This window comes from Parasutterella sp. St.1A3, assembly GCF_059728705.1.
Genome location: NZ_BAAGFK010000002.1, coordinates 206,306 through 228,464 on the forward strand (window position 1 = coordinate 206,306; position 22,159 = coordinate 228,464).

Annotated in this window: 21 protein-coding genes; 14 read left to right on the forward strand and 7 right to left on the reverse strand. The window is 46.9% G+C overall.

What is annotated here, in order from left to right:
* Positions 1–24: 24 nt before the first annotated feature.
* Complete coding sequence (locus tag AC6I1F_RS12825) at positions 25–1,518, reverse strand: SLC13 family permease (protein WP_160334990.1); 1,494 nt, start codon at positions 1,516–1,518, stop codon at positions 25–27.
* Positions 1,519–1,752: 234 nt separating this feature from the next.
* Here AC6I1F_RS12825 and AC6I1F_RS12830 point away from each other — a divergent pair, with 234 nt between their 5' ends.
* Positions 1,753–2,166 carry a YbaK/EbsC family protein gene (locus AC6I1F_RS12830; RefSeq protein ID WP_160334991.1) on the forward strand — a complete coding sequence of 138 codons (414 nt, stop codon included), beginning with the start codon at positions 1,753–1,755 and terminating at the stop codon, positions 2,164–2,166.
* Here the strand turns inward: AC6I1F_RS12830 and AC6I1F_RS12835 are convergent.
* A complete protein-coding gene (locus tag AC6I1F_RS12835; RefSeq protein WP_251453045.1) occupies positions 2,149–3,552 on the reverse strand; it encodes a hypothetical protein in 1,404 nt (467 codons plus the stop codon). The two genes, AC6I1F_RS12830 and AC6I1F_RS12835, sit on opposite strands and share 18 nt — an antisense overlap.
* A 216-nt stretch (positions 3,553–3,768) precedes the next feature.
* Here AC6I1F_RS12835 and AC6I1F_RS12840 point away from each other — a divergent pair, with 216 nt between their 5' ends.
* From AC6I1F_RS12840 to AC6I1F_RS12855, 4 genes are all read left to right on the forward strand, one after another.
* Positions 3,769–4,968 carry a tyrosine-type recombinase/integrase gene (locus AC6I1F_RS12840; RefSeq protein WP_289171657.1) on the forward strand — a complete coding sequence of 400 codons (1,200 nt, stop codon included), beginning with the start codon at positions 3,769–3,771 and terminating at the stop codon, positions 4,966–4,968.
* A 189-nt stretch (positions 4,969–5,157) separates the two neighbouring features.
* Entirely contained in the window at positions 5,158–6,195 is a 1,038-nt protein-coding gene (locus AC6I1F_RS12845; RefSeq protein WP_251452294.1) for a porin, read from the forward strand.
* A gap of 131 nt (positions 6,196–6,326) precedes the next feature.
* On the forward strand, positions 6,327–7,487 hold the full coding sequence (locus AC6I1F_RS12850; protein WP_160334996.1) for a porin: 1,161 nt from the start codon (positions 6,327–6,329) through the stop codon (positions 7,485–7,487).
* Positions 7,488–7,613: 126 nt separating this feature from the next.
* Positions 7,614–8,681 (forward strand): porin, encoded by a 1,068-nt coding sequence (locus AC6I1F_RS12855; RefSeq protein ID WP_497801812.1) that lies wholly within the window; start codon positions 7,614–7,616, stop codon positions 8,679–8,681.
* Positions 8,682–8,931: 250 nt separating this feature from the next.
* Here the strand turns inward: AC6I1F_RS12855 and AC6I1F_RS12860 are convergent, their stop codons facing one another.
* The 3 genes from AC6I1F_RS12860 to AC6I1F_RS12870 form a co-directional block, all read right to left on the reverse strand.
* Positions 8,932–10,014 (reverse strand): porin, encoded by a 1,083-nt coding sequence (locus tag AC6I1F_RS12860; RefSeq protein ID WP_304474894.1) that lies wholly within the window; start codon positions 10,012–10,014, stop codon positions 8,932–8,934.
* 137 nt (positions 10,015–10,151) lie between these two features.
* A complete protein-coding gene (locus AC6I1F_RS12865; protein WP_251452286.1) occupies positions 10,152–10,703 on the reverse strand; it encodes a substrate-binding domain-containing protein in 552 nt (183 codons plus the stop codon).
* A 28-nt stretch (positions 10,704–10,731) separates the two neighbouring features.
* A complete protein-coding gene (locus tag AC6I1F_RS12870; protein ID WP_251452285.1) occupies positions 10,732–11,133 on the reverse strand; it encodes a LysR family transcriptional regulator in 402 nt (133 codons plus the stop codon).
* A 215-nt stretch (positions 11,134–11,348) separates the two neighbouring features.
* On the opposite strand from AC6I1F_RS12870, the gene AC6I1F_RS12875 reads away from it, so the two are divergent.
* Genes AC6I1F_RS12875 through AC6I1F_RS12895 form a run of 5 tightly spaced genes read left to right on the forward strand, consistent with a single transcriptional unit; the run spans position 11,349 to position 14,161 of the window.
* The gene (locus AC6I1F_RS12875; protein WP_251452283.1) at positions 11,349–11,810 is read left to right on the forward strand and encodes an anaerobic C4-dicarboxylate transporter family protein; all 462 of its coding nucleotides are present in this window, start codon (positions 11,349–11,351) and stop codon (positions 11,808–11,810) included.
* Between the two features lie 29 nt (positions 11,811–11,839).
* Positions 11,840–12,022, forward strand: a complete 183-nt coding sequence (locus tag AC6I1F_RS12880) for an anaerobic C4-dicarboxylate transporter family protein (protein WP_497801813.1) — start codon at positions 11,840–11,842, stop codon at positions 12,020–12,022.
* Positions 12,023–12,039: 17 nt separating this feature from the next.
* A complete protein-coding gene (locus AC6I1F_RS12885; RefSeq protein WP_301000481.1) occupies positions 12,040–12,678 on the forward strand; it encodes a cyclodeaminase/cyclohydrolase family protein in 639 nt (212 codons plus the stop codon).
* A 3-nt stretch (positions 12,679–12,681) separates the two neighbouring features.
* A complete protein-coding gene (gene ftcD, locus AC6I1F_RS12890) occupies positions 12,682–13,560 on the forward strand; it encodes a glutamate formimidoyltransferase (RefSeq protein ID WP_251452278.1) in 879 nt (292 codons plus the stop codon).
* A gap of 10 nt (positions 13,561–13,570) precedes the next feature.
* Complete coding sequence (locus AC6I1F_RS12895) at positions 13,571–14,161, forward strand: HutD family protein (RefSeq protein WP_251452277.1); 591 nt, start codon at positions 13,571–13,573, stop codon at positions 14,159–14,161.
* A 268-nt stretch (positions 14,162–14,429) separates the two neighbouring features.
* On the opposite strand, the gene AC6I1F_RS12900 is transcribed toward AC6I1F_RS12895, so the two are convergent.
* Positions 14,430–15,083, reverse strand: coding sequence for a LysR substrate-binding domain-containing protein (locus AC6I1F_RS12900; RefSeq protein ID WP_251452276.1), 654 nt, complete (start codon positions 15,081–15,083; stop codon positions 14,430–14,432).
* Between the two features lie 388 nt (positions 15,084–15,471).
* Here AC6I1F_RS12900 and AC6I1F_RS12905 point away from each other — a divergent pair, with 388 nt between their 5' ends.
* The 3 genes from AC6I1F_RS12905 to AC6I1F_RS12915 all read left to right on the forward strand — a co-directional run bounded on the left by AC6I1F_RS12905 (position 15,472) and on the right by AC6I1F_RS12915 (position 19,435).
* Positions 15,472–16,503, forward strand: a complete 1,032-nt coding sequence (locus tag AC6I1F_RS12905; protein ID WP_301000482.1) for a M20 family metallopeptidase — start codon at positions 15,472–15,474, stop codon at positions 16,501–16,503.
* 179 nt (positions 16,504–16,682) lie between these two features.
* Positions 16,683–18,200 carry an argininosuccinate lyase gene (argH, locus tag AC6I1F_RS12910; protein WP_301000483.1) on the forward strand — a complete coding sequence of 506 codons (1,518 nt, stop codon included), beginning with the start codon at positions 16,683–16,685 and terminating at the stop codon, positions 18,198–18,200.
* Positions 18,201–18,268: 68 nt separating this feature from the next.
* Positions 18,269–19,435 carry an iron-containing alcohol dehydrogenase gene (locus tag AC6I1F_RS12915; protein ID WP_497801814.1) on the forward strand — a complete coding sequence of 389 codons (1,167 nt, stop codon included), beginning with the start codon at positions 18,269–18,271 and terminating at the stop codon, positions 19,433–19,435.
* 48 nt (positions 19,436–19,483) lie between these two features.
* On the opposite strand, the gene AC6I1F_RS12920 is transcribed toward AC6I1F_RS12915, so the two are convergent.
* Positions 19,484–20,458: a LysR family transcriptional regulator gene (locus tag AC6I1F_RS12920; RefSeq protein ID WP_289172124.1), complete on the reverse strand. Its 975-nt coding sequence runs from the start codon at positions 20,456–20,458 to the stop codon at positions 19,484–19,486.
* Positions 20,459–20,631: 173 nt separating this feature from the next.
* Between AC6I1F_RS12920 and AC6I1F_RS12925 the strand changes: the two genes are divergently transcribed.
* Positions 20,632–22,068 (forward strand): aspartate ammonia-lyase, encoded by a 1,437-nt coding sequence (locus tag AC6I1F_RS12925; RefSeq protein ID WP_160335010.1) that lies wholly within the window; start codon positions 20,632–20,634, stop codon positions 22,066–22,068.
* Positions 22,069–22,159 lie beyond the last annotated feature (91 nt).

Genomic DNA, 22,159 nt, shown 5'->3' on the forward strand with positions numbered 1-22,159 from the left:
TCTCTTTTAGGCATCAGCGGACGATCAAAGGAACAGCATCGTGAAAACGCCGATCACGATTACAGATGCAACCGTAATCACCGCGCCGGCCTTCACCATATGCGTGATCTTCATACGCCCTGTAGAGAACACAATCGCGTTAGGCGGTGTTCCGACAGGCATCATGAATGCGCAGGATGCTGAAAGCGCGGTTACTAAAAGCAGCTGATCCGCAGGCACGCCCATCGGTTCTGACGCGGATGCTAATAGCGGCATCAAAGTCGCTGCCAAAGCCGTATTGGAAGTAAAGTTACTTGCGATCATCACGAGGAAACTGACGCCGAGAAGAACAATCCACTTCGGCAGGCCCGCAAAAACTGACGCATTGGCACTGATAATGTGACCGCACTGCGTAATCGAGAGTCCTGCCGCCATAGAAAGACCGCCGCCAAACAGCAGCAGAACGCCCCAAGGCAAATCCTTCATGTCCGTCCAAGTAAGAACTGTGCGGTCCTTATTAATCGGGATACAGAACAAAGAAATCGCGCACAGCATCGCAATGCTGGAGTCGGACAAAGAAGAGAATGGTTTGATACCGCCAAATTCAAGCGGACGAATCATCCCGCCAAACGACCAAAGCAGGATCGCAATCAAAAAGACAAGGAAAACATAGCGTTCCGCTTTACTCATCGGTCCGAGATTTTGAAGTTCTTCTTTCACCCACTCGGCTCCGCCTTCGATCTCGTTGAGAGACTTGCGGAATAAGACCTTTACCAACAGGAACCAGCAAACCGGCAAAAGGACAAGAGTCAGAGGCAGACCAACCTTCATCCAGCTTGCCAATGAAACGGTTTGACTGAAATGCTGTTCCATGAAACGCGCATAAATGCCGTTAGGCGGAGAACCGATAATTGTCGCCATACCGCCGATAGAAGCACCGTATGCAACAGCAAGCAGCATCGCCACACTGAAATTTTCTTCTTCCTCGTCAATCGGGCCGCCTCGTTTCTGCGCACGGACCAGCGAGAGTACCGCCATCGCAATCGGAACCATCATCGCAGCGGTCGCCGTATTGGAAACCCACATCGACAGAACGCCGCTTGCAACCATAAATCCGCCCACAATCGCATACGCTTTAGTGCCGACGAGCTTGAGCGTTGTCAGCGCAATACGCTTATCCAGATTCCATCGCTGTACCGCGATGGCAAGAATAAAACCGCCCATGAAAAGGAAGATCGTATTCGAAGCGTACGGCGCCATTGTTTGAGTCGGCGTCGCGATATGAAGCAGCGGGAAAAGCGGAATCGGCAGCAATGAGGTCACCGGTATCGGAACCGGCTCAAACAGCCACCAAAGCACCATCCATACAACCACAGCCAGACAGGCTTTTGCTGCTGTCGGAAATACAATCGACGCGCCATGGATATCCGTATAGGTATTAGGCAGTATCCAAAAAACAAACAGCGCGGCAAGAGGCGCCCCTAATAAGAAAAACTTTTTTACGGCCGGAGGAAAAGAGCCGATTTCTGCTTGAGACATGTTGTTCTTTCCTAAAATATCCTTCTAGGTATTAGCCAATGAGCAATATGTTAGAGAGTTTACAACTGAATATTGCATTTTTTCCTGTGATTACTACAATCAAATCATCAACTTTCTTCATTTTACTGTTTATGGACCAAGTTATCACCCAAAGGAACATTAGAACGATATCAAACTATCTCTGTCGGGCAGGGATAGTTTTCGAAGTATTTCACCACGAACCGGTTTTAACGTGTGAAGAAGGAAAAAATTGCTCAGAACGCCGGAGCGCACTGCTGCAAATCTCTGCTTCTCAGAAACAAGAAGCGATTTTTTCTTTTTGTCATTCCTCCTGATGATCGTTTCAGCGCAAAAGAAGCTTCTGAGTTTCTCGGATGCGGACATTTATCTTTCGCAGCGGAAGAAGAGCTTGCGGAGCTGCTCGGAACCTTTCGCGGAGCTGTCTGCTTACTTGGTCTGATCTTTGATAAAGAGCACAAAGTGGAGCTTATCCTCGACGAAAAGATCCTTAACTGCGATTTCATCAATTGCCATCCGTGCACTAATGATCAAAGCTGGGAAATCTCAATGAAAGAGATCACGGATCATTTACTGCCGAGTTTAGGGTACTCCTACAGAGTCTTTAAAAAATCAGATCCTTTCGCTTAAAACGTAGATTTCTCGTTTTTCCGAGCCGATATAGGACTGAGATTTAAAGAGCAGGAACTCCTTACCTGTTGCGGTTTCTTTCAGTTTCACGAGATCGCTGCCCGAGCGTTCGCTGCCTGAATCTTCCAACTCAAATTTTGTTCTCAACAAGCGTTTGAACGAAGTCCCTATATTGATAGAACCGAACTGTTCCACTGCCCTTTCGCTCGCAAGGCGGATAAATCCGTTGGAGTCCGTGATAACAATCGATTGCGGACTTGACATGATGATCTGCCGCAGGAACTTCGCATCATCACGAGTCAGCTCTAACTCTCGAGACAGACTCGAGGAAGAATGATCCTTAAGCTCTTTAATTTCGCTCTGATGGCTCTGAACTTTCCCTAAAAGCCGACAAAATGCCTTCTGAAGCTCTACGAGTTCAATCGGGGTCTGGACTTTTTCGCTTGGGGTAGGTACCGCTCTTCCCTCTCTGACTTGCAGCATAAGGCGCGACACATTATCCGTCAGCGGCTTACACGCAAATCTTGCCATCATGAAGGAAAAAAGCAGGAGGAATAAGAAGATCAGCAGATTGGTCGCAATTAAAGAAAGCACCATAGTTTCACGATCTTCCGCACGTTTGAATATACCAACCACCCAGTCCAATCCTTCGATAGGTGCGATCACCCCGACTAGATTCGAACCGCTCGGACGGTTAACTTTAGAAACAACTTTAGGCCCTTCTAAATATTTTCGGATCTCTTCTCGAGGCATGATGGCATCCTTGTAATCCGATCTGTCATTTGCGTAAATCGGCATCCCTTTACTATCAAGGATCCAAACGACGCAATCCTTCAAACCGAGTCCGGCAACCACCTCATCGTAAAGCGCCCGAAGATTCAGAGCGGACACCGCGTAACCAACAACCGTTCCCTTTTCATTCACCGCAGGCGACATGATGTTTACGATCGGACCTGACGCAGCGCCTACCGCCTGAATAACGTCAGAGACGATTGGGAAATCCTGCCCGTTTACCAGTTTCCAATGTTCCCGCTGAGTATGGTCAACACCAATATTGCTCTCACCCTTCGGATTTCTGGGCGGGTCAAAGGCAACCGTCACTCCTTCGGGGCTGTCAAAATGCACATTGGAGAAATATGGGAGCGCATCTCTCAGACCAATCAGGATTTTATTGAGACGATAATGATTTTGCTGACCTTCTAAGGCATAAACATTGGCCGCCATGGTCACAAGACCTTTTGCGGCCAGCACTCTACCCTTAACGTTATTGCTGAGGGCAGAGGCGTCCTCCACAAGCAGCGTATTTTCTCTTTCAATCTCCTGTTCAATCATCATGTACTGCGTGTATGTCAGTACAAGCAGCGGCAGCGAAAGTGTGACTGCCATTAAATAGAACAGATATGTCCGAAAACGCATTCTTTTTTGATTAAGAAATTAGAAGGAACTCCGGCTATTGTATTTGAATTTATGTTCAAGTAAGCTACTGCGGATTCTTTCCTAAGTCCAATGCTCGTATTGGGAAATCTATAGATAAATTCGGCTGACGAGGTCACGCTGCCGCCTCATTAGTCGAAAGTGCAGCACACATATATTGAGGAAAAAATGTCACACGCGAGCATTGGAAAATTTAAAAAAAGGGAAATTTTCGAACTGACAGACGGTACGCACCGACTCGAGAAGAATCTCTATATTAGAGTACGGGCCAACGGGAAGTACCGGAATTACTTTTTCAGATATTTGGATCAAAGCGGAAAAGTTAGGGACATGGCTCTTGGAAGCGCCTCCAAAACTCCCATCATCGAAGTAAAACAAAAAGCATATTTTTTCCGAACACTTCTTTCGGTCGCCGGACAAAATCCGTCTGATGAGCCCAGAAAAAGGCCGCTTTTTAAAGACTACTCCATGCAAGTCATTGAGCTGCTTGCCGGAGTCAAACTCTGGAAAAATCCGAGTCAGCTGTCCTCCTGGAAGTCTTCTATAGCCAATTACTGCAATCCTTTTATTGGGGAAAAATTTGTCGACGAAATCACTAAAAACGACGTTTTAAAAATCCTTCATCCCATATGGATCGAAAAGACAATGACGGCGAGTCGATTAAGGGGAAGATTAGAGAAAATTTTCAGTTATGCGATTCATGACGGCTTGTATTCCGGAGCAAATCCTGCTTCATGGCGCGGAAATTTAGACATGTTTCTGCCCTCTCCCAGGAAGTGCTCCGAGCAGAAACATTTTTCATCCCTAAGCTTTAGTGACTTAAGAGCTCTTATTCCGAAGCTGATGGACTCTGAAGCGACGGCAGCAAAAGCGCTCCTTTTTGGCGTATTGACAGCGACTCGATCCGTAGAATTCACTCAGGCGCACTGGAATGAGATTTCATGGAAAGATCAAGTTTGGATATGTCCGGCTTCCAGGCGCAAAGACGGGAAACTTGAGCCTTTTCGAGTCCCGCTGTCAAAACAGGCGTGTGCGATTCTAAAAAGTCTGAAGAAAGGTTCTAAAGGCTGTTTTATATTTTCAGTAGATGGCAAATCACCGATACGGCGGGAGACTCCGCGAAAATTTTTGCGAACTTCACTTGGACTAAGCAGTACCATGCACGGCATGCGATCTACTTTTAGGGATTGGTGCGCTGAAAATAATATTGATGCGACAACGGCTGAGAAATGTCTCATGCACTCGACCGGCAATGAAACAGTTTCTGCTTATCAAAGAAGCGATTTACTTGAACAGCGCCGAGCCATCCTGCAGCAATGGGCTGATGCTCTATTCGAGAGCGAAGAAACAACAGAAAGAAAAAGCTGATTTGTTGTAAAACAACAACGAAATATTGATTTACCATATCTTATATCAATTAAAAGTGTCGTATTTGCGCAAATACAACAGTTTTTGTTGCTCTTGCATCACTTTTTTATCACAATGGCGTTGCAGATGATTCTTGCTAGGAATTTGAACTTTCTGCAAGTTTTTAACTTCAATTGGAGTATTTCTCAAATGAAAAAGACACTTTTAGCAATGGGCGTCCTCGGCGCTTTCTCTTCCCTGGCTATTGCCGCTTCCAACGTAACACTCTATGGTGTTATTGAAGAAGGTGTGCTGGTTCAGAAAGCCAAACATCAGGACACAACAGTTCAGCTGAAGTCCGGTTTTGACCAGGGCTCTCGCTGGGGTATCAAAGGCGTTGAAGAACTCGGCAACGGCTATGCTGTCGGCTTCATCCTTGAACAGGGATTTAATGTTGACAACGGCGGCGAAGCTACAGGCGGCAAACAGTTCAGCCGTGAAGCATTCCTCTATGTAACTGGCCCCTTCGGACGCTTAGGTGCAGGCCGTACCGGTACACTTTCTTCCGGCGCTCAGTCCAATACTATTCTGACAGGTTGGGCTCTCGGAACAGGCTTCGGTCTTTCTTCCTGGACAAGTGCTATTGGCACATCCTTCTCCCGCGTGGATAATGCTGTTGCATACCAGACTCCGAGCTTCGGTGGCCTCAAACTTAGTGCTATGTACTCCAATGGCACGTCTGCCGATGAAAACAAATGGTCTAAAAACAACCATTACTATGGCCTCGGTGCACTCTACAACGCTAACGCGATCAAATCTAGCTTAATCCTCGAAGCAGTTGATCATAAAGATGCAACTGGCGATGCTAAGAAAAAGACTCAGTATGTCATTAACTACGGCTTCGAATACAACCTTGGTACTGTAACACCGATGTTTGCTTACCAGTGGGCACATCAGGACGAAGGCAAAAAGACTCACATGTTCGGCCTTTCTGCTAAGGTTGCTGTAGGTGGTGGTGATCTCCTCGCTGGCGGCCGTTATCTCTTCGGCGACGATGACGCTATCGGTGCTGAAGAACAGAAAGTCCGCGCATGGAATATTGGCGCTGCTTATATCTATCCCCTTTCTAAGAGAACAGCTGTCAAGGCTTATGCCGGTTACGCTGACGGCGCCAAAGCTTGGAAGAATACAGAAGATGTTGCTATGAACGGTTATCAGGTTTACCTTGGCCTGCGCCACAGCTTCTAATCTGAGTTTGGTTTAACTTGGATTGATCTTGGGCCTCCTTCGGGAGGCCTTTACATTTTGAGTGCCTTCAATTGTTGCTAGGAATTTGAACTTTCTGCAAGTTTATTAACTTCAATTGGAGTATTTCTCAAATGAAAAAAACACTTTTAGCTTTAGCTGTCATGGGTGCATCTAGTGTTGCCTTTGCTGCTTCCAATGTTAGCCTTTATGGCGTTATCGATACAAGTGTTGTCGTTTCCAAGGTAAAACACAACACTACTAAAGTTCAGATGAAGAGCGGTTTCGACTCTGGTTCCCGCTGGGGCATCAAGGGTGTTGAAGAACTCGGCAACGGTTACGCTGTCGGCTTCATCCTTGAAGATGGTTTCAACAGTGATGATGGTAGCGGCGCTCAGGACATGAACGGAGCCTTCTCTCGTGAATCCAAGCTCTACATCAACGGAGGTTTCGGTCAAATCGGAGTTGGCCGCTTAGGCAGCCTTGCAGGCGGCGCTCAGTCCAACAACATCCTCACAGGTTGGGCTTTTGGCACCTCTTATGAAGATCAGGGCAGCTGGACAAGTTTCGCTAAAGGCAATGGCCGTGTGAACAATGCTATTGCCTATGTATCTCCTTCCTTTGGAGGTGTTACTGTTCATGCGATGTACTCTAATGGTACTTCCGCCGATAACGAAAAATGGTCTAAAAATAGACACTATTACGGCTTAGGTTTGAAATATGCGGGTAATGCAGCAACTGCCTCTGTAATTTTTGAGGCCCTTGATGGGAAGGGTACAGGCGGAAAAAAGGGGATCGGCACTGGAATTAATTCTTATCTTAAGACCCTCGGACTTGATCTGATCGAAGGTGATGATCTGAAAAAGCTGGATGCTGTTAAAGCGAATTTTGAGGACCGTAAGACTGCTTACAGTGTTACTGCCGGTGGCGCATACAATTTCGGTATTGTAACTGCCATGGGTATCTATCAGTATGCTTGGGAATCTGATGTGTATTCTCAACATGCCTTTGGTCTGAGTGCCTCTGCACCTTTAGCAGGAGGCACTGCTAAATTGGGTGCCCGTTACTTATTGGGCAAGCTCGATGGAGACTTCAAGCATATCGCTAATGCTATCGGCGCTGACACGAAGTACAGAGCTTGGAATATTGACGCTGGTTACAGCTATCCGCTGAGTAAACGTACTTACTTCTATGGTTTTGCTGGTTACTCAGACGGAGCTAAGCTCTACAAAGATGTAGAAAACGGTAAGTTCAATGGTTGGACTGTAGGGACTGGCTTGGTCCACAAGTTCTAATCTTGCAAAAAAATTAGTTCAAATATTGGCCTCCCTCGGGAGGCCTTTACATTTTGAGTGCCTTCAATTGTTGCTAGGAATTTGAACTTTCTGCAAGTTTTTAACTTCAATTGGAGTATTTCTCAAATGAAAAAAACACTTTTAGCGATGGGCGTCCTCGGCGCTTTCTCCTCTCTGGCTTTTGCCGCTTCCAACGTAACACTGTACGGCCTCATCGAAGAAGGCGTTGTTGTTTCCAAGGCTAAACACAAAGACACAATTGTCGACCTGAAAGCCGGCTTTGACTCTAGCAACCGCTGGGGTATTAAAGGTGTTGAAGAACTCGGCAACGGTTATTCCGTTGGCTTCATCCTTGAACAGGGATTCAATGCAGACGACGGCAGTGAAGGTGTTGCTGGAAAAGCCTTCAATCGTGAATCTATCCTTTATGTTAACGGCGGATTTGGTTCTGTCGCCTTCGGTCGTACTGGTGGTTTAGCTTTCGCTCAGAGCAGAGCAATTCTCTCCGGTTGGGTCTTCGGCACAGGTTACGGCTCTGGCGCTTGGAATGCAATTGACTTCGTTGCCAAGCGTATGAACAACGTTGTTTCCTACGCCTCTCCGTCCTTTGGCGGCGTCACCATTCACGCCATGTACTCTAACAGCGGCTCCAACGAATTAGCCGTTGACGACAAGAACAAATGGTCAAAGAACGGCCACTACTATGGTATTGGTGCCAAGTATGCTAACGGCCCGATTCTTTCTTCTTTAATCTTTGAAGCTACACAGAATAAGAACTCCCTCAAAGTTGATGGTAAGGAACAAATTACAAACCACAATCCGAAATATGGCATCAACTACGGCCTGTCTTGGGACTTCGGCGCGGTTACTCCGATGTTCGCTTATCAGTATGTTTGGCAGGATCAGGGCAACAAAGACCATCAGTTCGGTCTGAGCGCCAAGATTAACGCCGGCGGCGGTGCAATCAAAGTTGGTGCCCGCTACACCTTCGGTAAGAATGACGGCGCAGCTGCTGGAACAGAAGATAAACATAATGCCTGGCTTGTTGGCGCTGCTTACGAATACCCGCTGAGCAAGCGTACGATGATCAAGTCTTACGCTGGTTATGCTGACGGCGGAAAGGCTTGGAAAGACACAACTGATACAAAATACAATGGCTATCAGGTTTATCTTGGCCTCTGCCACAAGTTCTAATCTAACTACTTGTTAGTTTAGGTATTTCTTGGGCCTCCTTCGGGAGGCCCTTGCATTTGAATAGCCGGAGTTCTTTTATCGAATCTAAAACATTAAGTATCTATCCTTGCTGAGATGGATGGAGATAACAATCCCGCGATTAAGAAAAAATTCCTTAGCCTCAAGGTCTATTAATCGTTACTAACACTTTATAAGGTAAAAAAAGACCTCCCGAAGGAGGCCCTAACATCTAAGTTAGCTTAAAGCTAGATTAGAAGTTGTGTGTCATACCAACAGAGAAGACATAGCCGTCGAAGTTAGCGGTCTTAAGTGTGTCTCCAGCAGCCTTAAGGTTCTTCAGGTTGTCAGCAGAATAGCCTTTGTCGCCATCAGCCCAGCTGGCGAAGCCCCAAACTGTTGTACGCTTGCTCAGAGGATATTCATAGGCAGCGCTGATGGAGAGAGAGCGATACTTGTCTTCGCCTGTAGCAGCCTTGAAAGTATCTGTTTCGTTTTTACCGAGGAGGTACTTGACACCGGCCTTAACTGTACCGCCAGCAACCGGAGCTGCTGCAGACAAACCAAAGACGTGCTGTTTGTACTGTGTATCCTGCCAAGCATACTGGTAAGCGAACTGCGGAGTGATAGCACCGAAGTTGTATCCAAGACCAAGGTTAACGTTGTAGGCTGTTTCACCGTTGCCGCCCTTATTGTCTGCAGATTCAAAAATAAGAGTGTTGCGGTAACCGCCGAGCTGATATGCAAGACCTAAGCCATAGTAGTGGTCGTTCTTGGCCCATTCAGCTGTATCTGTCTTTGTGCCATTGGAATACATGGCATGAACTGTCAAGCCGGCAAAGCTCGGAGAGACATAAGCAATAGCGTTATTAGCGCGTCCGTTATTCTTCATGAAGGAAGTCAGTGTACCCTGTGTCTGGTAGCTTGTTCCCAGTGCCCATCCGGAGAGGATGCTGTTGGACTGAGCGCCGTTAGCCAGAGTACCTAAACGACCAAAACCGATCTGACCAAAACCGCCGTTGATGTAGAGCTTGGATTCACGGGAGAAAGCGCCGTTCATCTTCTGAGCGCCGCTACCGTCGTCACTGTTGAAACCATCTTCAAGGATGAAGCCGACAGCGTAGCCGTTGCCGAGTTCTTCAACGCCTTTGATACCCCAACGAGAGCCGTTGCGGAAGCCGGACTGCATGTCAACAACGTTCTTAGCATCTTTTGCACCGCCGTCATGTGTGAAAACGACAGATGTATCGATAACACCGTAGAGAGTGACGTTGGAAGCAGCAAAGGCGACACCGGAAGCGCCCATAACAGTCAAGGCTAAAAGTGTTTTTTTCATTTGAGAAATACTCCAATTGAAGTTAATAAACTTGCAGAAAGTTCAAATTCCTAGCAACAATTAGAAGCAAGCTCCAACGGGATTCTTCTTCAAAGCTCATCTATCTCAAAATGTACAAACTATTGTTTTCTTTCCTGTCAGTCGGATACAAACTGAAATTCTTTAGGAAGCCACGAGACACTTTGTCCCAATGTATCTTCAACTTTTCTCTGAATAATCTGTTGAATTGTTCTACAGACTTTCGCTTGCAGATCCTCACTGCAGTTCCTGCGGGCAACTAAAAAAACTTTTCGCTTCTCTAACTCCGCAGGAGCCCTCCTTACCTGAATTTTGGAAGAACTTCTAAACAAAGAAATACCTTGCGGCTGAGTAATGCTCCAGCCTATACCTTGGCTGACAAACTCATAAATCATGAAGTTGCTGTCAAGCTCAAACTTATTTGTCGGAGCTCTTCTTTCAAAACCCTTAATAGCATTAAAACATCGGCTGTTTGCAGTGTATTTCCCATGATAAATAAAAGGCAGACCACAGAGCTGGAGCTCTTCCCAGCTCAAAGGATCGTGAGACGGAAGAGGATAACTCTTTGGGAAAAGTACGACCCAGGGTTCTAAAAATAAAAGATTCCATTGCAGAGTGGGAGATAAAACTTCCGGCACGGATACAACAGCCATGTCCAGTTCTCGCTCCATTAGACTCATCAAAAGTTTGTCAGACGTCTCAACACTCAGCCTCAACTGAACCAACACTGCCTTTCAAAGCCTGCGTGAGTTCCGCACCGCAGAACGAGGCTGCTGATTCAATTAAACCAATATCTAATACCGGCTTTAAATAATTTCTTGTACGAAACAGTTCTATCATCCTTCGATTCTGCTCGGCATCAAGAGTGAGTTTCTTGTAAAGCGCCTCACCTTCCTGCGTTGTTCTCAGAGGTCTAGTCTCCCTCTCAAAAAGATTAAACTGGAGGGAATTCTCTAAACGCTTTATTGTCTGAGAAATGGATGACTGACTTGTCTGCAGCACTTCCGTTGCGGCAGAGAAGGATTTAAGACGGGCGCATACAATAAAAATCTCACAGCTGCGAGTATAGAAACCACTGAAGTCTCTTAAGCCTGCTGTCACTTCCAGTCTCCTTCCTATCTCTGCTATTCAGGGATCATTATTTGAGAATAATATCACTTGTTAGTGAAGCTTCAACTCTCTCGCTGTTTTATAACTTCTCGATTAAATTGGACTCTGCTGTCGGCTGTTCGCCTCACTACAAATCAAGAGTAATCAGTCTACAGCCTCCTCCTCTTCTAATACTCTTTTGAAATGCCAACCAAGGAGTACAGATTATGTTTGCAGTTGAGCTCTTAGTTGTCCTCGTCGCCTTAGCTATTGGCACAAGATTAGGCGGTATCTTTTTAGGTATCGCCGGCGGTATGAAGCTTGCTGTTCTTGCTATTTTCTGCGGCCTCGCCCCTTCCTCCCCTCCAATGGATGTGATGCTGATCATCACATCCGTTATTGTCGCTGCGGCTGCGTTGCATGTAGCGAGCGGAATAGATTTTCTAGTAGATGTTGCCGAACGTATCCTTCGTGCAAATCCAAAATACATCTCTTTCTTAGCCTCGATGGTTTGCTATCTTTTCACAATCATGGCGAGAACTGGAAATATCGCTTTTGCCTTGTTGCCTGTTATCGCTAATGTTTCCAGAGAAACAGGTGTATGTCCTGAAAGACCGATGCCTATCTCCGTCGTAGCGAGCCAACAGGCAATTACAGCAAGCCCCGTTTCTGCAGCAATGGCAGCTTGATTGTCCTACTGACTCCGCATGGAATCGGCATGGAGCAAATCATGCTTATATGTATTCCGGTCACAATCGTTGCCGGAGTCACCTTTGATTCAACAGGTACAACAAAAATTGGTCGATTCATAATCAACCATTCTTATCTCCTTCCCGGTATGGTTACGACAATCACCAGTGTCGCCGCTGCATTCTTAATCGCGCCGCTCGTTCTGCAATAAAAAGGATTGGATTAAACATGAATCCCATAAACAACTTAACCGACCTCACCGTAACTGAATTCTGCGAAGTTACAGCCTCCGAAGCTCCAACCCCGGGCGGAGGAAGTATTTCCGCCCTTTCAGGAGCGTCGGCTGCATCTTTAGCTGAAATGGTCGCAAACCTTAGTCTTCCTAAAGACGGTTCGCCATCTCCGGAATTTTTGGCCATTAAAGAGAAAGCGAACTCTCTGCAGGCACGTCTTCTCACTCTCGTCGAAAAGGATGCAGCGAGCTTTGACAGTGTTATGGCTGCATTTAAACTGCCAAAAGCAACGGAGGAAGAAAAGCTGCGGAGAAAAGAGAAGATTCAGGAGGCTCTTAAACTCGCCTCTAAAGTTCCGCTGGAGGTGGCACTTGTCTCTACCGAAATCTTTGAACTCATTCCCACGCTGCTCGAGGGCAACCAAAACGCAATCACCGACGCAATGATCGCAGCAATGAATGCGAGAAACGCAGTTCTAGGAGCTCTCCTAAATGCCCGTATTAACTTAGGCTCTATCAAGGATGATGCCTATGTAAAAGCAGCCCTTCGAAACATAGAGGAAAGCGAGAAAATGGCTCGTGAATCTGAGGAAGCCTTACTGGCGATCGGATATAAGAAACTTTCTAAGGAGTAAAAAATGTCAAAAATTATCGAATGTATTCCAAATGTTAGTGAAGGAAAGAATCAGGCAGTCATTGACAAGATCTCTGAAGCTGCTGCCTCCGTTCCCAACGCGCGCCTTATTAACGTCAATGTGGACCCTGCTTATAACCGCTGCGTTCACACGATCATCGGGGAACCTCAGGCAGTCTTAGAAGCAACATTCAGAGCATGCAAGGCCGCTGTAGAAAACATCGACATGAATCACCATAAGGGTGAGCATCCGCGCATCGGTGCGATTGACGCAAGCCCGATCATCCCGATCGAAGATGTAACAATGGAAGAATGTGTCGAATACGCAAATCAGTTGGCCGAAAGAGTCTCCTCTGAACTGAAAGTCCCGGTCTACCTCTATGAAAAAGCGGCTAAAAAACCGGAACGCGTTAAACTCCAGAACGTCCGTCACCCGGAATATGAAGGCCTCTGCGAACTCATCTCTCAGCCGGAATGGGCTCCCGACTACGACGAAGCCAAAATGCACCCAACTGCAGGCGCTATGCCTCTTGGCGTAAGAGGCCCGATGGTTACCTTCAACATCACGCTCAACACTCCGGATGTAAAGATTGCAAAACACATTGCCCAGTCCTTCCGTGAGGCAAAAGGAGGTTATGAGGATGCTCGAGCAATTGGCGTTTACATCGCTGAACGCAATGTCTGCCAAGTCAGCTGCATGATTAATTACAAGATTGTTCCACTTTACAGAATTATCGAAATGGTCAGAAGCGAAGCAAGACGCTACGGCCTCAGCATTATCGGCACTGAAGTCTGCGGAATGGTCCCTTTCGACGCTCTGATGGACTGTTGCGAATTCTATATGCAGCTCGAAGGTTTTGATCGCAAGAAACAGATCCTTTAAGAGGCAGATCATGGCTGTCAGACTAAACTCAAAAACAGACTGTATCGTCCACTCATGGGCAGGCGGAAGCACAGAGGAAGTCCTGCTTCTGCCGGAAGGCTCCACATGGGAAAACAAGGATTTTAAAATCCGTGTTTCTTCCGCTGTCTACTTCGGAGGCTCTTCACTCTTTTCTGATTTCACGGGCTTTACCCGTCATATCAGCCCGAGAAAAGGTTTGCTTCAAATGGAGCATGTCTTGCAGTCGGGAGAGAAAAAGTCCGTGCATCTCGAGCCCTACGAGATAGATATCTTCCAAGGTGCCTGGAAAACAACATCTGAGGGGGCCTATGAGGATTTCAATCTTCTTACGGATAACTCCTTCTCCGGTGCAGTTCAGGCTGTCAAAGGATCAGCTGAATTCTCTTTCGATCCCCAAAAACAGTATCTAGCAGGATTCTTCTGCACCGCTGATACCGTATTTCACTGCTCCGGTGCTTCGCTAGAAGGATCTCTTTCACTTCACGAAGAAGACTTCCTCTACTTCCTTAGCGAAGACACAGACACAGCAGAGTCTGCTTCCATCTCCCCGAGAAAGCCGGATGCTCCGTGCGGATATTAGATAACGGTCCGTCATAGAAATTAATCAGAAGCCGCAATTGCTTAGCCGAAGCCTCTTTCCATGAGGCCTTCGGCTTTTTAATAAATCTTTATCTCGCGGCAAAGCCAAGGGGCTAAGGGACTAAGTCGGGTTTCGCTCTTTTGGACAACCAGACTCGACAGTGACTTTTTAATCGTTTCCCGTATTGTTCGATCTGATAGATGCGGACAAACCAACTGAACCTTACGGCTCGGCATAGCGACAGGAGCTTTTAAAATTTTCACCGTCGTTAGCGGTCCGCTTTCAAAAAGGCTCCACGGCTGAAAAAACTCCATCCCAATCCGGCGGAAATCATTTGGAAAATCGCTCGATTGTTATCCGCTTCCAACATGTAGGGAAAATTAAGAGAAAAGCGGTCTGTAAACCTCTGTATGGCAATCCCGTCCGCTGTAATCTTGGGATGATGGATAAACGGGATTCCCGCTCGGAGCAGAGTAGCCCAACTGTCAATCACTTCAATAGGGGAATCGATCGGAAGCATCAGTACCAGCGGAGACGAGAAAATCGGCTCCGGATCAAAATATTCTCCGGAGTAAAGTTCTGAGGAAATAATCGCCGCATCGAGCTCTCTGTTGGAAATCTGCGCCATCAGCGTTTCCGATGTAGCGACCTTAAGTCTCAGCTGACCGCATAAAGGTTTGAGTGACTTTACAAGGGAGGCCGCAGCAAAAGCCGCGATTGATTCTATTAATCCGATGCGCAGAATCGGACGAATAAAGTTGTCACTGCGAATACGCTGCAGCAGTTCAGAGAACTCCATTCGGTATCGCTGGAGCAATTCCATCACCGCGCTTCCCTCCGGTGTGAGGCGAAGCGGTCTTGTCGAACGCTCAAACAGATCGAAACCCAGTTTATCCTCAATAAATTTAACGGAAAGGGACACCGAAGGCTATGTGACAGAGAGCGTCTCTGCAGCTAAAGAAAAAGATCCGACTTTCGCAGCACACATAAAAACGGTAACGTGCCATAACAGAGTTGCAAAGATCCCAATTCGACTGATGCTTCTGCATAAGTCAAAATCAATACTAAATATAATACTTTGATTATAAATATATTCTTTTTCTTATGTTAGGAGCAGTCTGATCATTGTTCTCTCTAAACTCCCTCATAGGAAAAAATGATTACAGCCAAAGAAATCTCAGACTTTGTAGAAACCAACCGAACCGAAGCTATCGAATGCCTTCAGGAGCTCCTGAGGACCCCTAGCGTGACCGGAGACGAAGAGCCGGTCAGTTTCGTCTTTGAAAAGCGCATGAAGGACAGCGACCTCAATGTGGATCGAATCGAAGCCTCACCGTCCGAATCTGCTTGCTTTGTGGGAAGGCAGTCAAAAAGGAAAAACTTTCGTTTTTAACGGTCATATGGACGTGTTTCCTCCGGATCCGGAGGACCCCGGTATGTTCGGCCCGTGGTCGGGAAAAGAGCATGAAGGCTGCATATACGGCAGAGGCGCTTCTGATATGAAAGGCGGAGACGCCGGCGCACTCATGGCGGTTATCTTCCTAAGAAAAATGGGGTTTGACCCCAAGGGTAATGTGCTTTTAAGCTGGATGTGCGACGAGGAGTTCGGAGGCGAGCTTGGCGTTCAATATCTGCTCAGCAAAGGCTATCTGCGCGGCGATTTTGGTATTTGCATGGAGCCGAGTGACGGAATGCTCGTCCCTCAGCACGGCGGAATTTTGAGAGGCTACATTTCTTATAAATCCGAGCCCGGACATACCGCGCTGCTCTACAAAGGGAAAACAGCACTTCAAAAAGCCGTCACAGCTATCGGGGAACTGGAGGTGCTCAACAGCACCCTGATCACACGTCCCTCCTCGAAAGGACTGCCGCCTCCGCACCTCACCATTGCCGTTATGAACTCCGGCAAGGCAGCTAATGTCTACCCGTCTGAGGCAACATTCTGGTTCGATCGACGCTTAGTCCCAGGAGAAAACCATGACGAAGCATTGAAAGAGATTACTGATGTCTTGGACGCTCTGAAGAAAGAAGACGATTCCTTTGACTATCAGCTCACGGTCACCTCAAGACGCCCGCTTCTGGACATCCCAAAGGATGACCCGTTTATCCAGCTAGTCTCCAAGTCGTACAAGGAAGTCATGGGTAAAGACGTGGAAATGGTTGCTGAACCCTGGGGCTCAGACGCCGCCTGGATCCGTAAAGCAACTCACATGCCGATTCCAAACTTCGGCGCCGCTAACGGCGAAAATGAAATGGGCAAAGTCAACGAAAAGATCAGCACGCAGAAATATCTTGACTTCATCAAGGTCTATATGATGACAGTAGTCAACGCTCTTAGTTAAAAGAACGATAAGGACACAGGCCTTCAGTCTTCATTGAAGGCCTTTTTTATCAACTGTGCCTGAGGCGATCCCATTAACGTTTTTAATCCCGTGTTATAAGCTTTATATATGGTTGTTGTTGTTTGATAACCGATACACAAAAATGAGACTGTCTTAAACACAAACCAAGGAAATCATAAATGATTCAAGGCAACAACAGAGGCAAAATCAAACAGCCTCCCGCAGCGGAAGTCATCAAGTACGTTATCGAACCGAGCATCAGCGCAGAAGAAGCGGAACGTTCGTTCCAAAATTATGTCCAGTGCAATAAAGCGCACGTCTTAATGCTGGAGAAACAAGGCATCATCAAAACGGATGTCGCCGCAAAGATCCTTGAAGTCGCTGAAGAAATGACCGCAATGGGTGACACCCCGAGCTTCCCGCTTCGCCCTGAGCTGGAAGAAATGTATTTCAATATGGAAAACTACCTGATCTCGAAGGTAGGCATTGAAGTCGGAGGCCAGCAGCACACCGCCAGATCCCGCAACGATCTTTACGCCACAGTCTGCCGTATGGATGTGCGCAAGCTTTATCTGGAAATCTGCCGTCTTTATAACGAGATGCGAAAGACAATCGAAACCGTTGCCCGCAACAATACAGACGCCGTTATGGCCGGATATACGCATCTGCAGCCCTCTGAGCCGATCACATTCGCCCAGTATTGTTCTGCGATCCTCAATGGAATGTCTCGTGACTACGCCCGCATCGAAAACGCCTGGAGTCAGCTGAATCTCTGTCCACTCGGTGGCGGATCAATGGGGTCCACTACCTGGAGCATTGACCGTAATTTCACATCTGATCTGCTTGGCTTTAACGCTCCCCTCGGCAATTCGATTGATGCCGTCGGCTCACGCGACTATATTCTCGAAATCCTGTCGGCTTTTGGGATTGCGGCCAATACTTTTACCAGACTGTGCCAAGACCTTTACGTTTGGGCAACCCCGGACTACGGTTATGTAGAAGTCGCCGATGAAGTTGCGGTTTGTTCCTCTATCATGCCGCAAAAGAAAAACCCGTGGACTCTTGAGCATGTTAAAGGCAAATCCTCCAATGTTGAGGGCTGCTGTGTCGCTGCATGGATGGTTATGAAGAACACTCCTTACACACACAACAACGAAAGCAGCGGAGAAGGACCCACATTACTTTGGACAGCTTTCAACGAAATGAAGGCCTGCATTGAATTGCTCAATGTAACCTTCAGAGGAATCAAGCTTAACAAGAAGCTGATGGTTCAGACCGCAACGAACAATTTCTGCACAATGGCAGAGCTTGCTAATACCCTCGTTCGTGCCGATGGAATTTCGTTCCGTACAGCACATGACATCGTTGCCCATGTAGTCAACCACATGCTTGAACACAACAAGAAAGCCAGTGAAATTGATGTTGCCGTAATTGCTCCAATTGCAAAAAATCTTTTTGGTATTGACTCTAAAGTCACAAACGAACAAATTCAGCTTGGTCTTGACCCGGTGAAAAACGCTTACTCCAAGAATTCTCTCGGCGGTTCCGCTCCGGAAGAAGTCGTTCGTCAACTTGATGAACTTCATCTAGGGATTCAGGAAAACGAAAAAATCGTTGAGCAGCGCTACGGACAGCTGAACGATGCGAAGGAAAGAACTGAAGCTAAGATCCAAGAACTTTTTGCTCGCTCTAAATAATTGACTCTCCCAGAGTGCCCGGCTCTCTAGCTGGAGAGTCGGGTCTTACTTTATTCAAAGAGGAAATCATGTTTTCTTTCTGCATCCCAACCGAATTCGTTTTTGGCGTCAATGCCTTAAAACATGTCCATGAATTAAAACTGCCCGGAAGCAAAGCTCTTATTGTCATTACCAACGGCAAATCTGTACGCGTCAACGGTTACCTAGCTGAGCTTGAGCATCAGCTGACCCAATCAGGTATCTCTTTCTCCGTTTTTGACGGGATCGGCCCAAACCCGACAAAAGACAGCATCATGGCAGGCGCAGCTCAAGCAAAAAAAGAGGCTTGTGACTTTGTACTTGCGCTTGGCGGAGGCTCTCCAATGGATAGTGCTAAGGTTATCGCTCTCATGGCAACAAACCCGGGTGATCTTTGGGATTACTGCATCCGCGGCACTGGAAAAGGAATGCCGATTCAGCACAAACCGCTGCCAATCGTCTGTATAACAACAACAGCGGGGACAGGATCCGAGGCTGACAACAGCGGGATGGTCAACAACATCGAAACCAATGAAAAGTACGGTATTGGTCACCCAAGCATGTTCCCAACACTGTCAATTGTTGATCCCGTACTGATGACAAGCGTTCCGCCGCTTCAAACAGCATTTCAGGGTCTCGACACGTTCTACCATCTAGCTGAAGGCTATCTCTCCAAAAAAGCCAATCTTTTTAACGAAATGTTCTCTATCACGGGAATTGAAAACGTTGGCAAGTATTTGGTTCGCTCTGTGAAAGACGGTAAGGATCTCGAAGCAAGAGAACACATGGCCTTTGCCAATACATTAGGTGGTCTCGTCATGTCGACAGGCAAACTTTTAAGTCAACATTCTCTTGAACATATTCTCAGCGCTTACCATCCTAACCTTCCTCACGGAGCTGGTTTAATTCTGATCTGCCGGGCTTACTTTGCGCACTTTATCCATAAAGGATGCTGTCCGGATCGATTCATTCGCTTGGCAATAGCGCTTGGGAAAAAAGATGCCTCTAAACCGGAAGATTTTCTTGAAGTTTTGGAAAAACTCCTGCAAAACTGCGGGATTGCAGATATCAAAATGAGCGATTACGGTATTACATACGAAGAGCTCGAACACCTCGCAGTCGAAGCGAGAAAGGTTATGGCCCCTCTTTTTGAGAATGATCCGTCTCTCTTAACACCGGAAGACTGCATCCAAATTTACCAAGCATCCTACAGCTAATCTGTCTATACGGCGGTTCTCACTTGAAGTTTCGACGGAACCGCCTTGTTATTGCTGAATCCAGTAAATATGCTGGCCAAGCTCCGGCTTTAACTCTCTGATTTCCGGAGAAACTTCCTGCTCAAAAATAACCTTCATTTCATCTGAAATCAGCTGTGCAAGCGGTTTAAATGTACTCTCGCGATAAGTTAGGAAAAAAGATCTTGTCGCGCTCCTATTCCCGAAATCCAAAAAAGAAACATTCCCAAGATGCTTAGAGGCAACGATCGCTGCCAAAACCGGAATAATCGACCATGCGGCGCCTTTGGCAACCACTCCAAGATGCGCAATACATGAATCAACTTCCATCGTTGTCAGCCGTCTCAGTTCCATCGACCTGAGAACTCTTTCTGTTTGAAAGTAATCCATCGTGTCCATGCCCGTTCTAACATAAGGAGTGGTTTCAAGGTAATGTCTGAGATCAACCCAATTTCGAGGATTAAGTTTTTTACATACGTCGCGGTTCACCGTCAAAAGAAAGTCTTCTCTGAAAAGCGGAATAGAGCGAACACCCTGTTCTCTTTCAAGTAAGTCACTGGAAAGTGCGATGTTGATCTCGTTTGACTTAAGGCGTCCAGCTACCTGAGGAGTAGAACCGCCCAACACTGTTAAATGTCCGACGTGTCGATTTAAAGACGTTATGAGACTTGCCCCGAAGTTACTCATGATCGCTTCAGAACATCCAAGGCGCAAATCAGGATTCTTCCCCTTAGCGGTCCGATACATATCCGCCACAATAGAATCCATCATTTCAATAACACTGCCTCCTCGGTTATAAAGTACAGTCCCTTCAAGAGTCAGCTTCATTGGTCGAACATCTCTATCAAAAAGAGCCATCCCTAAACCAGTCTCAATCCTCTTGATAATACTGGAAACCGCAGGCTGCGTCAGACCAAGAACAGAGGCTGCACGGGTCATGTTGCAATCCTTTGCTACTTCCATGAAGACTTTCATTTGTCCTAATTCAAGAGAGAAATTTCGCATTGCCTAACCTCATATCATTAAAAATTATAGCGAGGCAGTAATTATCTGAGTCATGCCTTTGCAACATAAGAAAAACCGATAGTTCACATTTAATCTTATTTATCTTGTTTGGTTTTTCCAAGCAAAAAATAGAAAATTCTTTCCATGCTCAACCAACCTAATCCCAGGAAAATATGAAAACTCGTATAGAAAAAGACTGTCTCGGTGAGATGGAAGTCCCGGATAACGTTTACTACGGCATCCAAACCATGCGTGTCATGGGTGTTTCCGGCTTACTTGGAGAAAAAGTTATTAAATATCCCTACCTGCATCAATGCCTATTTCAAATGAAAAAAGCCTCTGCCCTCGCAAATAAAGACGTAGGCGCACTTGAGGCGGAGAAAGCGGATGCCATTGCCTGGGCCTGTGACCAGGCGTTAACAGGGAGGTATGACGATCAGTTCCCGCTGGATATGTACCAGGGTGGAGGCTACACCTGTGTAAATATGAACGTCAACGAAGTTATTGGCAACCTTGCCAATGAGTACCTCACCGGGCACAAGGGACAGGATGCGATTCACCCGAACACACACGTCAACATGGGGCAGTCCACCAACGACGTAGTCACGAGCGCGGAACATCTTTGCATTTATCCGGCTCTTGATAAGCTCGCCCCAGAACTTGATAAACTTGCAGAGGCCTTTGCTCAAAAAGCACTTGAATTTGCAGACGTAATTAAGGTCGGACGCACATGCCTGCAGGACGCAGTCCCGTTGACTTTGGGGCAGGAATTCGGTGGGTATGCGGAATTCTGCAGACGTCAGGCCGCCAATATCCGCAGCCTAAGAGAGGAATGTTTCAGCCTCATCGTCGGTGGCACCGCTGTTGGTACCGGACTTGGCGCTGCGCCCGGATACCAGGAGGCCTTCTACAAGCACCTTTCCGCTCAGCTCGGAGAAGACGTGAAAAGCGCTACGGATCTATTTGACGGCATGCAGAATGATGACTTTTGCGTAAAGGTATCAGCTGCGGTCAAACAAGCTGCCTGCGGAATTTCTAAGATCGCAAAAGACATCCGCCTGATGAGCTCCGGCCCTCGCGCCGGTTTGGGTGAAATTTCCATTCCTTCACTCTCCCCCGGCTCCTCCATCATGCCGGGCAAAATTAATCCTATCCTGCCTGAGCTCGTAAGTCAGGTCGCTCAGCAAACTTGCGGCAACGACGTAGTCATCAGCATGGCCTTTGAGCAAGGAGAACTGGAAATCAGCGTTTGGGCTCCGACTCTTTATAAGAATCTGTTCGAATCGTTTGATCTCCTGACCAAAGTAATCCCGCTCTTTATCGATAAGTGTGTCAGCGGAATCACTGCCAATCGGGAAAAATGTGCACAGGAAGCAAGAGAAACCATCGCTCTTGCAACCGTTGTTGCTGCAACCTTAGGCTATCCCGAAGGGGTCAGAGTCGCAAAATACGCGCAGCAGCATAATTTAGCGGTTGCAGATGCAGTCCTGAAAATGGGTGTCATGACTAAAGAAGAAGCCGATTCCCTGCTTGACCCTGCATTATTGGTGAACCCGGAGAGAATGGCTGAAGCCATTGCACAGTGGAAAGCTGAAAAAAGACACGCTTAAATTATCAAGTTTGATTCTCCCCCCTTTTTGTCCTTTACTGATATCCATAGGACCCTCCACTTCGGGATCTATTCTGATTCCGAAGTTTTTT

Bases quoted from the DNA above. Each gene is read 5' to 3' on its own strand.
- AC6I1F_RS12825 (WP_160334990.1), bottom strand. From the start codon at position 1,518: ATGTCTCAAGCAGAAATCGGCTCTTTTCCTCCGGCCGTAAAAAAGTTT.
- AC6I1F_RS12835 (WP_251453045.1), bottom strand. From the start codon at position 3,552: ATGGCAGTCACACTTTCGCTGCCGCTGCTTGTACTGACATACACGCAG.
- AC6I1F_RS12840 (WP_289171657.1), top strand. From the start codon at position 3,769: ATGTCACACGCGAGCATTGGAAAATTTAAAAAAAGGGAAATTTTCGAA.
- AC6I1F_RS12845 (WP_251452294.1), top strand. From the start codon at position 5,158: ATGAAAAAGACACTTTTAGCAATGGGCGTCCTCGGCGCTTTCTCTTCC.
- AC6I1F_RS12850 (WP_160334996.1), top strand. From the start codon at position 6,327: ATGAAAAAAACACTTTTAGCTTTAGCTGTCATGGGTGCATCTAGTGTT.
- AC6I1F_RS12855 (WP_497801812.1), top strand. From the start codon at position 7,614: ATGAAAAAAACACTTTTAGCGATGGGCGTCCTCGGCGCTTTCTCCTCT.
- AC6I1F_RS12860 (WP_304474894.1), bottom strand. From the start codon at position 10,014: ATGAAAAAAACACTTTTAGCCTTGACTGTTATGGGCGCTTCCGGTGTC.
- AC6I1F_RS12865 (WP_251452286.1), bottom strand. From the start codon at position 10,703: ATGGAGCGAGAACTGGACATGGCTGTTGTATCCGTGCCGGAAGTTTTA.
- AC6I1F_RS12875 (WP_251452283.1), top strand. From the start codon at position 11,349: ATGTTTGCAGTTGAGCTCTTAGTTGTCCTCGTCGCCTTAGCTATTGGC.
- AC6I1F_RS12880 (WP_497801813.1), top strand. From the start codon at position 11,840: ATGGAGCAAATCATGCTTATATGTATTCCGGTCACAATCGTTGCCGGA.
- AC6I1F_RS12885 (WP_301000481.1), top strand. From the start codon at position 12,040: ATGAATCCCATAAACAACTTAACCGACCTCACCGTAACTGAATTCTGC.
- ftcD (WP_251452278.1), top strand. From the start codon at position 12,682: ATGTCAAAAATTATCGAATGTATTCCAAATGTTAGTGAAGGAAAGAAT.
- AC6I1F_RS12895 (WP_251452277.1), top strand. From the start codon at position 13,571: ATGGCTGTCAGACTAAACTCAAAAACAGACTGTATCGTCCACTCATGG.
- AC6I1F_RS12905 (WP_301000482.1), top strand. From the start codon at position 15,472: ATGTGGATCGAATCGAAGCCTCACCGTCCGAATCTGCTTGCTTTGTGG.
- argH (WP_301000483.1), top strand. From the start codon at position 16,683: ATGATTCAAGGCAACAACAGAGGCAAAATCAAACAGCCTCCCGCAGCG.
- AC6I1F_RS12915 (WP_497801814.1), top strand. From the start codon at position 18,269: ATGTTTTCTTTCTGCATCCCAACCGAATTCGTTTTTGGCGTCAATGCC.
- AC6I1F_RS12920 (WP_289172124.1), bottom strand. From the start codon at position 20,458: ATGCGAAATTTCTCTCTTGAATTAGGACAAATGAAAGTCTTCATGGAA.
- AC6I1F_RS12925 (WP_160335010.1), top strand. From the start codon at position 20,632: ATGAAAACTCGTATAGAAAAAGACTGTCTCGGTGAGATGGAAGTCCCG.